General features: G+C 37.2%; 12 protein-coding genes. 2 read left to right on the top strand and 10 right to left on the bottom strand.

The genetic code is table 11. The features are described from left to right. Nucleotides 1–245 precede the first annotated feature (245 nt). From RHP76_RS08035 to RHP76_RS08025, 3 genes are all read right to left on the bottom strand, one after another. Nucleotides 246–2,369, bottom strand: a complete 2,124-nt coding sequence (locus RHP76_RS08035) for a cation:proton antiporter (RefSeq protein ID WP_120231911.1) — start codon at nucleotides 2,367–2,369, stop codon at nucleotides 246–248. Between the two features lie 6 nt (nucleotides 2,370–2,375). Continuing rightward, on the bottom strand, nucleotides 2,376–2,942 hold the full coding sequence (locus tag RHP76_RS08030) for a hypothetical protein (protein WP_062674493.1): 567 nt from the start codon (nucleotides 2,940–2,942) through the stop codon (nucleotides 2,376–2,378). Between the two features lie 141 nt (nucleotides 2,943–3,083). Beyond that, a complete protein-coding gene (locus RHP76_RS08025; protein WP_277695299.1) occupies nucleotides 3,084–3,992 on the bottom strand; it encodes a DMT family transporter in 909 nt (302 codons plus the stop codon). A gap of 256 nt (nucleotides 3,993–4,248) precedes the next feature. Here RHP76_RS08025 and purE point away from each other — a divergent pair, with 256 nt between their 5' ends. After that, on the top strand, nucleotides 4,249–4,752 hold the full coding sequence (purE, locus tag RHP76_RS08020) for a 5-(carboxyamino)imidazole ribonucleotide mutase (protein ID WP_123279431.1): 504 nt from the start codon (nucleotides 4,249–4,251) through the stop codon (nucleotides 4,750–4,752). Between the two features lie 52 nt (nucleotides 4,753–4,804). Here the strand turns inward: purE and RHP76_RS08015 are convergent, their stop codons facing one another. From RHP76_RS08015 to ahcY, 7 genes are all read right to left on the bottom strand, one after another. Then, nucleotides 4,805–6,364, bottom strand: a complete 1,560-nt coding sequence (locus RHP76_RS08015; RefSeq protein WP_123279432.1) for a BspA family leucine-rich repeat surface protein — start codon at nucleotides 6,362–6,364, stop codon at nucleotides 4,805–4,807. 15 nt (nucleotides 6,365–6,379) lie between these two features. Continuing rightward, on the bottom strand, nucleotides 6,380–7,939 hold the full coding sequence (locus RHP76_RS08010; RefSeq protein WP_120231907.1) for a BspA family leucine-rich repeat surface protein: 1,560 nt from the start codon (nucleotides 7,937–7,939) through the stop codon (nucleotides 6,380–6,382). A 21-nt stretch (nucleotides 7,940–7,960) separates the two neighbouring features. After that, nucleotides 7,961–9,283 (bottom strand): BspA family leucine-rich repeat surface protein, encoded by a 1,323-nt coding sequence (locus RHP76_RS08005; protein ID WP_311229922.1) that lies wholly within the window; start codon nucleotides 9,281–9,283, stop codon nucleotides 7,961–7,963. A 139-nt stretch (nucleotides 9,284–9,422) separates the two neighbouring features. Beyond that, on the bottom strand, nucleotides 9,423–9,815 hold the full coding sequence (gene yiaA / locus RHP76_RS08000) for an inner membrane protein YiaA (protein ID WP_311229921.1): 393 nt from the start codon (nucleotides 9,813–9,815) through the stop codon (nucleotides 9,423–9,425). 362 nt (nucleotides 9,816–10,177) lie between these two features. Next, nucleotides 10,178–10,975, bottom strand: a complete 798-nt coding sequence (locus RHP76_RS07995) for a hypothetical protein (protein WP_311229920.1) — start codon at nucleotides 10,973–10,975, stop codon at nucleotides 10,178–10,180. Nucleotides 10,976–11,095: 120 nt separating this feature from the next. Further along, nucleotides 11,096–11,893 carry a hypothetical protein gene (locus RHP76_RS07990; protein ID WP_311229919.1) on the bottom strand — a complete coding sequence of 266 codons (798 nt, stop codon included), beginning with the start codon at nucleotides 11,891–11,893 and terminating at the stop codon, nucleotides 11,096–11,098. A 102-nt stretch (nucleotides 11,894–11,995) separates the two neighbouring features. Next, complete coding sequence (gene ahcY / locus RHP76_RS07985; protein ID WP_047433999.1) at nucleotides 11,996–13,309, bottom strand: adenosylhomocysteinase; 1,314 nt, start codon at nucleotides 13,307–13,309, stop codon at nucleotides 11,996–11,998. Nucleotides 13,310–13,476: 167 nt separating this feature from the next. Between ahcY and RHP76_RS07980 the strand changes: the two genes are divergently transcribed. Beyond that, nucleotides 13,477–13,995, top strand: a complete 519-nt coding sequence (locus RHP76_RS07980; protein WP_311229918.1) for a pyridoxamine 5'-phosphate oxidase family protein — start codon at nucleotides 13,477–13,479, stop codon at nucleotides 13,993–13,995. The last annotated feature ends 5 nt before the right edge of the window (nucleotides 13,996–14,000 follow it).

Genomic DNA, 14,000 nt, shown 5'->3' with positions numbered 1-14,000 from the left:
GTTATTTTTTTGCGAAAATACAAAATTCAATAGGAACGGGCTTTAGCCCGTTTAAAAATAATTATCATCTCAATTGGCTTTAGCCGAAACTTAATTTTAGGTTTCGGTAAAGCTAATTTTTTCCTATGGTTCACATCGGGCTAAAGCTCGGAAGCTATTGAAGATTTAATTGTTTAATCATAACGAAAAATTAATTATTCGCAGAGAAGAAACTTCCCGCACCCTTCTTCCTTCTTGCAGCCTTTTTATTTAAATATCTTCTGAATCACATTTCCAATCTCCACAAAATCCCCGTGATTTCCTACAGAACGTATTTCAGGGCTGTTTTTGTCATACTCCGAGAAAGGGAAAATCAGAAGGTAATTATTGTCTTTCAGATTTCTGTTCAGAAGTTCCGGAATCAGTCTCATTCTTGGAATGTAAGATTTCATGCCGCGTTTTGCCATCAGAATAATTAATGCTTCATCATCTTTCAGCTGTGCTGCGGTTCTTTCTCCGTCCTGCCATGTGCTCATGATAATGAATTCAGCTTCTATATTGGCTTTTTTAATGATTTTCTGAAGAATATCAATAATGTTTTCAGGAGCATAAAAAACAACTGTAGCTCCGGAATTTCTGGCAATGTTCCATACTCTCAGCAATGCATGGAAGAACCCTGCTTCCTGATGAGCATTTTCAGGAATCATCACTGCATATTTCTTAATGGTGGAAAGCGGTTGTGCAGCATGGTAAACCAGCACATTCACATCATCATTCTGCAGATAACCATTGTAAAGGTTATACACAAAAGAAGGGGAGAACCCTTTTTCATCTTCCAATCCGATGATAAGATCCGTTATTTTCTGTTCTTTAATCACATTATTGACCCCGTTGATGACATCATTGTCATATCTTTTTAAAGCCTGTAATTTCACATCTGCAGCTGCGGCTGCATCTGCTGCCTGGTGAAGAAGTTTCTCCGCATTCTTTACCGAAGATTCATTTTTATCTTCATTGATAACATTTAAAGCAAAGAGATCTTCTGTATTGGAATGTGCTTTGATCAGAATTCCTAAGTTGACCATTCTCTCAACGGTTGCCTCATGGTTGATGGCTAAGAGAATATTTTCTTCCTCATGGGTGTTTCCGGAAACGGTATCTTCATTATCACTCTCCGCAATTTTCTGAGCGCTCGCCATGGAAATAAAAGAAGAAATGGTACAGGAAATCAGGATAAGGAGAATACTTCCGTTCAGTACGTGTTCGTTTAATAATCTTACAGGTTCTCCGGTTTCGGTTTCAGAAAGGATGATGTTATATCCTACCATTACGGAAGCCAGTGTTGCTGCTGCAGAAGCAGAACTTAATCCGAAGATCAGTTTTCCTTCCTCTTTGGTTAGTCTGAATGTTTTTTGAGTGGCCACCGCAGAAAGATATTTTCCTCCGATAGAGGCAACCAGCATAATTGCGGCAACTTCAAGTGTTTCCCAGCTTTTGAAGAAAACTTTAAAATCAATCAGCATTCCTACACTGATCAAAAAGAACGGGATAAATATGGCATTTCCTACAAACTCAACTCTGTTCATCAGAGAAGAAGTATGAGGGATAAGTCTGTTTAACGCCAGTCCGGCAAAGAATGCTCCGATGATAGCTTCTACACCAGCCAGTTCAGCCAGCATAGCAGCCAGATAAATCATAACCAGTACAAAAATATACTGCGAAATTTTATCATCCACTCTTTTGAAAAACCAACGGCCTATAATAGGGAATACAATAAGTACAATGAGGGCAAAAACGACAAAAGAGACCGATAATTTAACCCAGAATTCTGTTCCCACGTCGCCCTGAGACATTCCCACAATCACTGCAAGTACCAATAAGGCAAGAATATCTGTGATCATTGTACCTCCAACGGTGATATTAACTGCCTTGTTTTTCGCAATTCCCAACTTACTCACCAATGGATAAGCGATAAGCGTGTGAGATGAAAAAAGACTGGCAAACAGAATGGAAGTCAGCATTGAAAAGTGAAGAAGGTAATATCCACCCAGATATCCTAATACAAAAGGAACTGTAAAGGTATAGATACCAAAGGTGAGACTTTTCCATTTGTTCTTTTTAAAGTCGCCCATATCAATCTCAAGCCCGGCCAGAAACATAATGTAAAGAAGTCCGGTGGTTCCGGTTACTACAATACTGCTGTCTCTGGACAATACATTGAATCCGTTCGGGCCAATAATCGCTCCGGCAATAATAAGTCCCAAAAGGTGGGGAACTTTAATTTTATTAAGCAGCAATGGTGCTGCAAGGATGATGACCAGTACCAACAGAAATTTCAGTACCGGATCTTCTATGGGAAGACTCAGGTTGTGTATACTCAGTAAAATCATATGTGTTTATTTTGTGGAACGTACTAATTCAACAGAGAACTTGGCGGTACAGCCATCAGAAGTAATGGTTCTGGTTCCTTTGATCTTGTTGTCTGAAATATCATTAAGAAGAACGCTCATTTCTACATTCTTTTTAGCTGTAGAATCGGTTTTGAAAGACAGTCTTATTTCATTGTTTTCAAACTTGCCTGTATACAGCCTTACCAGATTATTGTTATTGATGATTTTGGTAATGGGCTGGGTAGAATCATTATCGAATTCCCAGATGTCAGTACGTTGGTCGCCTACAGCATATTCGCTGCAGTTGGATTCTGTACAGATTACTTTACCATTCCATGGGCCGGAAATTTCCGTAGGCCATACAGCAGCAATTACTACAGAATCTTTTTTGGAAAAAATACTGTCTCTCATTTTCAGAAGTGACTGATATTCGGATTCTTTCTTCGCGAATAATTTCTCTTTGTCTAAAAGTTGTTTTTCCCTGTCTGTCAGGTTCTTTTCCTTCTCTTTGTAATCACAGCTTACCAATAGAAAAGAGGCAGCCAGCAATAAAAAAAATGTGTTTTTCAGCATATTGTATCGGTTGGAGTATACAATATAAGAAAAAATGAAGGAAATAGAAAATCCCCATATAACGGATCTGCTTTTAATTCTATTTAATACATTAAAAAACAGCGGGATCTAGGGTTGGAATAATGAATATTATTTTCTGATTTACGACTCGATTCTCTGTTTTTTAAACATGGCCGGATTGTAATTGATCACAAATACCCCAACAATAATAAGTATGGCAGCAATGATGAATTTGGCAGAAATTTTTTCATCAAGAATCAGCCAGCTTAAAAAAATGGAAATTACCGTATTAATATAGGCCAGGATGGATACCTGAACCGGAGAAACTTTGGTCAATGCATAATGAAAAGCAAAAAATGCCGCTACAGAGCCAAAACAGGATAAATAAAGCATCGCAGAAATACTTTTCAGACTCCAGTTTCCGAAGTTGTAGTTTTCTGAAAAAAGGAAGGCAAAAATTATCTGGATAATTCCTGCAAAGGCAAACTGATAAAATAGATTAAGTGAGATATTTCCGCTTTGAATGTTCAGTTTTTTGGTGAAAATAGTTCCTGAAGCCCATCCCGCAATGGCAATGAATAAAAATAATATTCCCAGCGCATAATCCGGGTTTTTCAGATCATTAATGCCGTCCCAGAAAATAAAAAGGATGCCGCTGAAACACAGAACAACTCCTGTAAAAGCCCGCCAGCTGAATTTCTGCAGGCCTAAAGCCATACTTCCGAAAAACACCAGGATAGGAGAGCAGGCACTTATCAGTGAAGTAAGGCTGCTGGTAACTTCCTCTTCCGCTACTGTAGTCATTCCGTTTGCAATCACAAGCATTAATAAAGAGAAGATAAACTGGTATTTCAGGCTTGTCCAGCCTATCCATTTGAATTCTTTTCTATAGGTAAGAATAAGGAACATGATAATCGCTGCAAGAAATTGACGTATTCCTGCGACAAACCAGGCAGGAATAGTTTCTACCGCAACCCTTATTGATAAAAACGTAGTACCCCAGACAATAGCAACGGTACATACAGCCAGTGTAAGTTTATAATCTTTCAATTTTAATGTGGTGTAACAGCAAATATATCTATTTCTCCAGCGATTTTTATGGATACAGATCCTGTAATTTATGGGAGTACAGATGAAAAATCTGAGCCAAAAATAACTTTATTAATTCTTTACATTTTAAATGGAAGATCTATTGAAAGATTAAATTATTTTAGGAATTATAATCATAAATCGTGTCCCGGATTTTTTGTACTCTTTCCTCTTTACATTTTTATTTTTTATCTTTGAACATCTAATAAAATTGAAGATGGTAGGAATTATTATGGGCAGTCAGAGTGATCTGCCGATTATGGAACAGGCTGCAAATTTTCTTAAAAGCCTTGATATCCCTTATGAATTGACAGTAGTTTCAGCGCACAGAACACCGGAAAGAATGTTCGATTATGCAAAAACTGCTAAGGAAAGAGGGCTGAAGGTCATTGTAGCCGGAGCAGGTGGAGCAGCACATCTTCCGGGGATGGTGGCGAGTTGTACTACACTTCCGGTAATCGGGGTTCCTATTTTGTCCAGTAATTCTATAGACGGATGGGATTCTGTTTTATCTATCCTTCAGATGCCCGGTGGGATTCCGGTAGCTACCGTAGCTTTGAACGGAGCTTTGAATGCTGGGATTTTAGCTGCAAAAATTTTAGGAAGCGGTAATGAAGAAGTCGCTGCAAAACTTCAGAAATATCAGGATTCTTTAAAAGATAAAGTACTGGGAACGGTAGATGATATCAAAGCCCAGCATCCTAATTATTTTGACCAATAGATTATTTTTCAACTCAAAATAAAAGCCTCACTTTTCAGCGAGGCTTTTTACTTTATTTTTTAATGAATTTTGAAGAGATGGTCTGATCTTTCAAAATGAGCTGTAAAATATAATTTCCTTTCGGTAATGATCCTACATTGATCATTTCTTTATTAGGATTTCCTTCCAGTACAAGCCTTCCACTTGCATCAAAAATTCTGTACTTTTTAATGTCACTTAGTCCTTCAATATGAATATCATCCACAGCGGGATTGGGATATAGTGAAAGTTTTTTATTCAGCCTGACTTCTGATGAGGACAGTAAACAGTTTCCTACCGTATCACCCGACATCGTCCATCCTTTGCTGATGAGAATATTTCTTTTATCTGCGGCATTGGAAGCATAAGTCAAAGGGGTTACAATATCTAAATCAACATTATTGGCAGTATCAGGATTATCTGCCCATGCTGCAAGTGTTTTACTGAAATTTTCACAATCTATTCCTGTCTGCATCAAAGCCTGGGCTCCGTTATTAACGCTGGCAAGATTCCAGCTTGCAAGGGAATGATTAAAATTGGGTGTTTCCTTAAGAATCTGGTCTATTCTGGTAACCTTGGTCATATCCCAGTTTTCCAGGGAATGACTATAGGCCGTGCAGCCATGAATAGCATGGGCCATATTGGTAATTTTAGACGTATTCCAATTATTTAAGGATTGATTGAAACTGGAATCAAAATGGAACATAAAACGGATGTCTTCAAGGCTTGAGGTATCCCAGTTATCCATAGGCTGATTATAGTTTGGACAAAGAGCAAACATCCATTTCATATCAGTGACATTAGAAACGTTCCAGTTGTTTAAGGTCTGATTAAAGATTCCCCTTCCTCCAAACATAAAACTGAGATCAGTTGCTGACGACATATTCCAGCTATTAAAATAAGGAGGGTTGAACTGATCAGGAAGTGAGTTATTGATACTGTCAAAGATAATCGCAAACATAAATCTGAAATTCTTAATCTTAGAAGTATTCCAGTTTTGCATGGAGCTTGCACCTGTAAAGGTTTTTGCGCCATAAAACATATAAGAAGCATCTTCAACATTACTAAGATTTGGGATATCTGTAGCAGTAAGCTGAACAAGTTTACATTGGCTGAAAGCACTGTTCATCGTTGTCCATGCAATATTTCCCCATTGTTCTATTTCCAGTATCTTATCTGCACTTCCGTTGATCTGCCACACCGGGAAAATCTGATCCTGAAGCTGAACCTCTTGTACATCTCCAAATTTTATGTGTTGAAAAACTCCATTCCCGTTACTCACTTTTACCCTATATTTTGCATCATTCTTTTCTGCGATTGATGTACCAAAATCAATAAGAACCTGTTTTGTAGAGGTTATATTGGTAAGAGAACCGTTGTGCTGGGGATAGTCTACCTCTTCCCAATAAATATCATAGTTTTCACCAATTCCGGGAAACCATATTTGCTGAGAACTTGCCTGGTAGGGAGCACTTACAGTGACAGGCTGTATTACCGTAGAAGCAGGCTTCCAGATCGTGATAAACTCATTCTGGGCTTTTACTATACACAACAGGAAAATAAAAAGTCCTGTCGAAAATTTTTTCAATACCATATTGAGGTTTTATAGTTATTTCTTAATGAATTTTGAAGAAATTGTTTTTTCTTTCATGATCAGTTGTATCATATAATTTCCTTTAGGTAAGGAACTTACATTGATGATATCATTATTGGGATTTCCTTCCTTTACCAGTCTTCCGCTCGCATCATAAATCTTGTAATTTTTTATATCACTTAATCCTTCAATATGAATATCATCTACAGCAGGATTAGGGTAAAGCAGAGTTTTTTTATTTAGCTTTATATCCGATGAAGATAGTAAACAGCTTCCCACCACATCACCTACTATTGACCAGCCTTTATTGACGAGAATATCCCTTTTGTCTGATACGTTGGACGCATATTTTAATCCTTGTACAGAACCTAATGAAACATTGTTGGCTGTATTGGGATTGTCTGCCCATCCCATAAGGGTTTTGCTGTAATTTTCACAGTTAAGACCAGACATTGTTAAAGCAGCATTACCATTGTTAAGAGAAACTAAGTTCCAGTTTCCTAATGACTGATTGAAACCTGAAGCAAAATTAAGGATCTGGTCTATTCTGGTCACTTTTGTCATATCCCAATGGTCTAAAGGCTGATTAAAGGTTGTACAGCCATGAAATATATGCGCCATATTGGTCACTTTGGAAGTATTCCAGTTTAATGGCTGATTGAAAACAGGAATCATATGAAACATAAAATGCATGTCCTCAAGGCTTGAAGTATCCCAGTTATCCAGTCGCTGATTGAAACTTAAGCACTGGCCAAACATCCAGCTCATATCGGTCACCTTTGAGACATCCCAGCTATTGAGAGTCTGGTTAAAAACTGTTCTGTTTCCAAACATATAGCTGAGGTTGGTGGCTGAAGACATATTCCAGCTGTCCAGATAAGGTGAGTTGAACTGTTCTATTAATGTAGCAGAAGGATTCACATCAAATAAAAGAGAAAGCATAAAACTAAAATTCTTAATTTTGGAAGTATCCCAGTTTTGCATAGAGCTGGCGCCCGTAAAGCTGGTTGTGCCATAAAACATGAAAGAAGCATCCTCTACATTATTAAGATTGGGAGTATCTGTTGCTGTAAGCTGCATAAGCCTGCACAGACTGAAGGCACTCTCCATGGTGGTCCAAGAAATATTACCCCATTGTTCTATTTCTAATATTTTATCTGAACTTCCATTGATCTGCCAGATAGGAAAAACTTGCTCAGGACCAGGAAATAGTTGAGGCGTTCCGAATTTTATCTGCCTGAAAGTTCCATTTCCATTTGTAACTTTTACCCTGTATTTGGCATCATTTTTTTCTGCGATTGACGTCCCGAAGTCTATAAGAACCTGTTTTGTGGAAGTTACATCGAGAAGAGAACCATTGTGTTGCGGATAGCCTACTTCCTCCCAGTAAATATCATAATTATCACCAATTCCGGGAAACCATATTTGCTGTGTAGTTGCCTGATAAGGAGCATCTACATTTACAGCTGGTAATACTGTAGAGGCCGGCTTCCAGATAGTGATAAATTCATTTTGTGCCTTTGCCAGAAATAGTAACAAAAGAAAAATGAGTGTTGGAATTTTCTTTAGAATCATGGTTATCGTTTTATGATTAGTTTATTGTTTGATGAACGGAAGTGAATGAATTGTATCCTTTGTCAAAATTTGTAGAATATAATTTCCTGGAGTCAAAAGTCCGATAGCAATCTTTTCATGTTCAAGATTGTCTTTGGCGACAGTTCTTCCGCTCATATCGGTGATGATAAAACTTACCGGATGCTGAATATTTTTAAGATAAATCACATCCTTTGCAGGATTTGGGTAAATAGCAGGTTTATTACTGATCTCCTTTTCAGACGTTGAAAGTGTCTGGTTGCAGAGTCCGTTGTAAGCATCACCTGATATAATCCAGCCTTTAGAATTAATTAAATAATTTCTGGCAGTTACGGCATCGGCATGAGAATAGATTAATGGCGAAGCACTGGATAAGTTAATATTACTGGGTGTTGATGAACTCTGGCTCCATCCAAAAAGCGTTTTATCATAATTCACACAGCTCATGGCAGAATTGAGAAACATTCCGGTGGCTGTTGTTAATGAACTTAAATTCCATCTTCCGATATTTTGATTAAAAGCAGTGCCAGAGAACATTTCACTCATATCAGTAACATTGGAGGTATTCCAGTTTTGAAGGTCCTGGTTAAAATTTCCAGAATCATGAAACATATGTCTCATGGTGGTCACCTTCGCTGTGTTCCACTTACTCAAAGATTGGTTGAATCCGGTATAGTCAAACATATATGACATATCCGTAACATTCGAAGTATCCCAGTTTCCCAGTGGCTGGTTGAAGAGATAATTGTCACCAAACATATAATACATATCTGTGATGGTAGAGGTGTTCCAGGTATCAAAAGAAGGATTGCCGATGAGTGACATACACAAATAAAACATCTGACGCATACTGGTGGCCATGCTGAGGTCCGGTGCATCAGTAGCTGTAACATCCATGTTGTCGCAGTATACAAAAGCATTGTCAAAGCTTTTCCATTTTATATTTCCCCACTGGGCAATCTGGGCTATTTTTGAGCGGTCTGGAGCATTGTAAGTGGGAGTTAATGTATTGTCGAAGAATCTTACCTGATCAAAACTTCCAGTGCCGTCACTGATTTTAATTCTGTAACTTGCTTGAGATGATACAGGATTAAAAGGTACACCCAAGTTGATTATGAATTCGGTCGTGGAAGTTACATTACTCATTGTGCCATTATGCTGAGGATATCCTACTTCTTCCCAATATACTTTGAAATTGGTTCCTCTGCCGGGAAATTTAATGAGTTGTGAGTTTTGCGTTTTCCAGATCGTTATAAACTCATTTTGTGCTTTTGAAAGTTGGAATGCTGCTATAAACAGAGCAGAAATTATTAGTTTTTTGTACATGTCATTAGTTTGTGAAATAAGCACAGCTAAAATAGCAAAAAACTTAACATATTTTTAACTTAAATGTAAAGTTTGTAGTAATTTATAAATTTCAATGAAATTATTTAAATAAAAAACTCTCCGTTTTGGAGAGTTTACTTTATTCCTGAAGCATATTATCAAGGGTGTTTTTCTGAACTGCAATAGCTCCGAAGAGTGCCAGTAGAAAGGCAAAGGCATAAAAACCTTTTTCACTTGGAAGGATGGTGGCATTCCAAAGTCCGATGGCCAGTAATACAATGGATGATAATGTAGCAAACCAGCAGATTCCATAATAAATATCTGTTACCTGAATGTTTTCTAATCTGTCACGTACTGCTTTCTGTAAAGAAACCACAGCGAATAAACCATAAAGAAGGATGGTGAAATAATATCCCTTCTCATTCAGCAGCATTTCTGCTCTTGCAAGACCGACAATAAAGCCAATCATTCCTGCTCCCAATGCTACCCACGACGCAGCTACAAATGCATTCGATACTCTTTGTTTTTTCATAGTTTAATGTTTTGTTTAAGAGGGCTAAGATATTCATTTTTTATAAATAGAGCTCTGACAAAGGGAAAATATGGGAAAAATACTGGATAGAATGATGAAGTAGGTGTATGTTTCAGGCTCCCTTCGTCTAAACTCAGGATATAACCCGTTACCATTGAATAATATAAATCTATTCATCATTCATCACTCATCATTTATCAATTATAATTCATCATCTTCTCCTAGCCCCGATAGCAGCGTTTACCCCGGAGTATGAGAGGGAGAGTTGGTGGGTAAGAGGCTGGGGTAGGTTGGGGCGAGGAGTATGAGTGGATAGCGGGAATCAGCTCATAAAAAAACTCTCCAAAATGGAGAGCCTTGTTTTACTGAGTGATATATTCGTAAGTATATTTTGCATAATCATTATTATCCAGTTTTACCATGACCTGAGTTGGCAGTTGATTACTATTATATTCTATCTGATAGGTAAAATTCATAATTTGACTCCAGTTTCCAGTGCCATCTTTGCCACTTATTTTTACTGTGGTGTAATTATTTTGACTTAAAAACTCTGCTCCTCCCATAATCATTCTAAAATATTTGCCCATCAAAGAATAGGGATTTACCTTATTATCATATGAAAATTCTTTTTTATTAGTATGTGGACCGCCGATACCATCACTAACCGAAATTTCTTCCGAAACATTATCACCACTATAAGTATATGACATGGTAGACGGAATGGGACAACTGGAAGACTCACAAGTAGAAGTTCCAGTAACTTTACCATTGGTATACGTCATTGTTGTATTATAGTGAGTATCTGGATCTATTTTCTTAATCATCGTAAGCTGATCACCATTATAAGTAAACGTTTTATAATAAGCTACGGTACCATCTGCTTTATGGTAAGTAATTTTTGAAGGTTTTCCGGCATCGTCATATTCAAGAACGGAGGTTGTAGTTTCTGATGTAATTTTAAGTAATTGTTTCTGACTGTTATAATCTAATTTTGTAATACTGGTGTGCGGTCCGGAGGGACTTGTATAATAAACTGTAGTGACTTTACTTAATAATATTTGAGAATCAGAAGGATTGGGTTCATTATTTTCGTCATTATTGCTACTGCAGTTGAGGAATAAAAATGAGCTCATCAACCCGATAAATAATTGGTTTTTCATGTATTTAAAAGTTTTATTAAATAAGGATTAAATATATTCATTATTTATAAAAACAGGCTTAATTGATGACGAATATATCAGATAAAAAAACTCTCCAAATTTTGAAGAGTTAAAGCCTTATTATTGAGTGATATATTCGTAAGTATACTTCGCTGAAAGATTTCCGTTGGCTTCTTTTGAAATCACCTCAGTAGGATAACCAGTGCTGTTGTATTGAATGGTGGAAGTTCGGGTTTGATTTTGTGTCCAGACTCCATTACTTTTATAGCTGATTTTTTCCGTCAGATAATTATTTTGACTTACAGCGTAGGCTCTTCCCATCATAATTTTTAAATATTTGTTGATATTGATGTATGGGTTCTGTTTATCATCATATGAGTAAACAATTTTTGTGCTGTAGCTGGATCCTCCACCTTCTGAAATTTCTGTTGAAATATTGTTTCCATCATAAGTATAAGTATCCACGATGGGGTTGGAACAGGCTGGTGACTGGCAAAGAGATGAAGAAATTACCTGTCCGTTGGTATTATAATTATAAGTAATGGTTCTGTTATAATCCGGATTAGTAGTATAAATGGCTTTAACCGTCGTAAGCAGATCTCCATTGTAACTATATGCTGAGTAATAGTCTACCGTACCATCTGGTTTATAATATGTGGTTTTAGTTGGTTTTCCATTACTATATTCGAACTTGGAAGTTCCTAAAGCTGATGTTGTTTTGATAAGCTCACCCTGATTATTGTATTCCAGAGTTTGTATGCTTGTCTGCGGCTGCGATGGGTTGTCATAATAAACTATTGTGACTTTGCTTAACAATACTTTAGAAGAGGTATTGTTTCCCTCATTATCATCATTACTGCTGCAGCTGTTAAAGAATACCACAGAACTCATGAGTCCCAGAAATAAGAATTTTTTCATGTTATTTTTTTAGGGGACAAAAATAACGAATGGATTATTTCTCTTCATAAAAAAATCCCACTATCTTAGAAATAGTGGGATCATATCATGTTTTGTTAAGATCTAGTATCTGTAGTACTCAGGCTTGAATGGCCCTTTTACGTCTACTCCGATATACTCAGCCTGCTCAGGAGAAAGAGTTTCAAGCTCTACGCTTAATTTCTTAAGGTGTAAAGCAGCTACTTTTTCATCCAGGTGCTTAGGAAGCATATATACTTCGTTTTTGTAAGCTGCAGAGTTATTCCATAGCTCAATCTGTGCCAACGTCTGGTTTGAGAAAGAGTTAGACATTACGAAACTTGGGTGGCCTGTAGCACATCCTAAGTTAACCAATCTACCTTCTGCAAGGATGATTACCTCTTTTCCTTCAATAGTGTAGATATCTACCTGAGGCTTCACTTCAGATTTAGTCTGACCGTAGTTTTTGTTCAACCATGCCATATCGATTTCATTATCGAAGTGACCGATGTTACAAACGATCGCTTTATCTTTCATTTTAAGGAAATGTTCTCCTCTTACGATATTGAAGTTACCTGTTGTAGTGATGATGATATCAGCATTGTCTACCACAGTGTCTAATCTTTTTACTTCGTAACCGTCCATAGCAGCCTGAAGTGCACAGATCGGGTCAATTTCAGTAACAGTAACGATAGAACCAGCTCCTCTGAATGAAGCAGCAGTACCTTTACCTACGTCTCCGTATCCGCAAACTACCACTCTTTTTCCAGCAAGCATTACGTCTGTAGCTCTTCTTACTGCATCTACAGCAGATTCTTTACATCCGTATTTGTTGTCGAATTTAGATTTAGTAACCGAATCATTTACATTGATGGCAGGCATTACTAAAGTTCCATTCTTCATTCTTTCGTAAAGTCTGTGAACACCGGTAGTGGTTTCTTCAGAAAGACCTTTGATATCTTTTGTGAACTCAGGATATTTATCAAAAACCATGTTTGTTAAATCTCCACCATCATCCAAAATCATGTTTAATGGCTTTCTGTCTTCACCAAAGAATAAAGTCTGCTCAATACACCAGTCAAATTCCTCTTCATTTAATCCTTTCCATGCATACACCGGAATTCCAGCAGCAGCAATAGCAGCAGCAGCGTGATCCTGTGTAGAGAAAATATTACAAGATGACCATGTAACTTCAGCTCCTAAAGCTACAAGAGTCTCGATAAGCACAGCCGTTTGGATAGTCATGTGAAGACATCCTGCGATTCTTGCTCCTTTCAGCGGCTGAGACGGTCCGTATTCTTCACGGATAGCCATCAGACCTGGCATTTCTGCTTCTGCAAGGGTAATTTCTTTTCTACCCCATTCTGCAAGGGAGATATCCTTAACTTTATAAGGAACGTATTGTGTTGTAGTACTCATATGTAATGAATAGTTTTAAAATTCAATTGATAACGAAAGGCAAAATTACGATTTATAATTAAGATATAAAAACAACCGAGCAAGTTCAGGTTTATGAGATTAAACATAGTTTAATATTATTTAGTCTTAATATAAATAACTAATTTTAGCTGATAAACAAATATATTATGAATCAAACCCATACAGAAAAGAGAATCAAACCTGTTGCTCCCAGAGTACAGGAACTGATCAATGCTTCAAAAAGTGTAATTCTTGCTACTGTTGATGCCGAAGGAAATCCTAATTCAAGCTATGCACCTTTTGTACAGGTAGATCAGACATTCTATATTCTGGTATCTTTCATGGCAAAACATACTAAAAACCTTGCAGACGGAAGAAAGACATCCATTATGTTTATTGAAGATGAATCTGCCACCAAACAGATCTATGCCCGCGAGCGCCTTACTATTGATGCAACTACTTCTCAGATTGAAAGAGATTCTGAAGTATGGAATGCTGTTGTTGCGAAACTTAGAGAAACTCACGGCAAAGTTGTAGAGGTAATTTCCGAAATGGGAGATTTTATTTTAATTGCCCTTCAGCCTGTAAAAGGATCTTATGTCAACGGATTTGGAAGTGCTTATTTTGTGGATGCCAATCTGGAAATTATAGAGCATAGAAATGATGCGAATCATCAGTCTAAATAATTAGC

Origin of the sequence: Chryseobacterium sp. SG20098 (assembly GCF_031844745.1) — a bacterium.
GTDB lineage: Bacteria > Bacteroidota > Bacteroidia > Flavobacteriales > Weeksellaceae > Chryseobacterium > Chryseobacterium cucumeris.
This window is presented reverse-complemented; position numbering and strand designations above follow the sequence as displayed.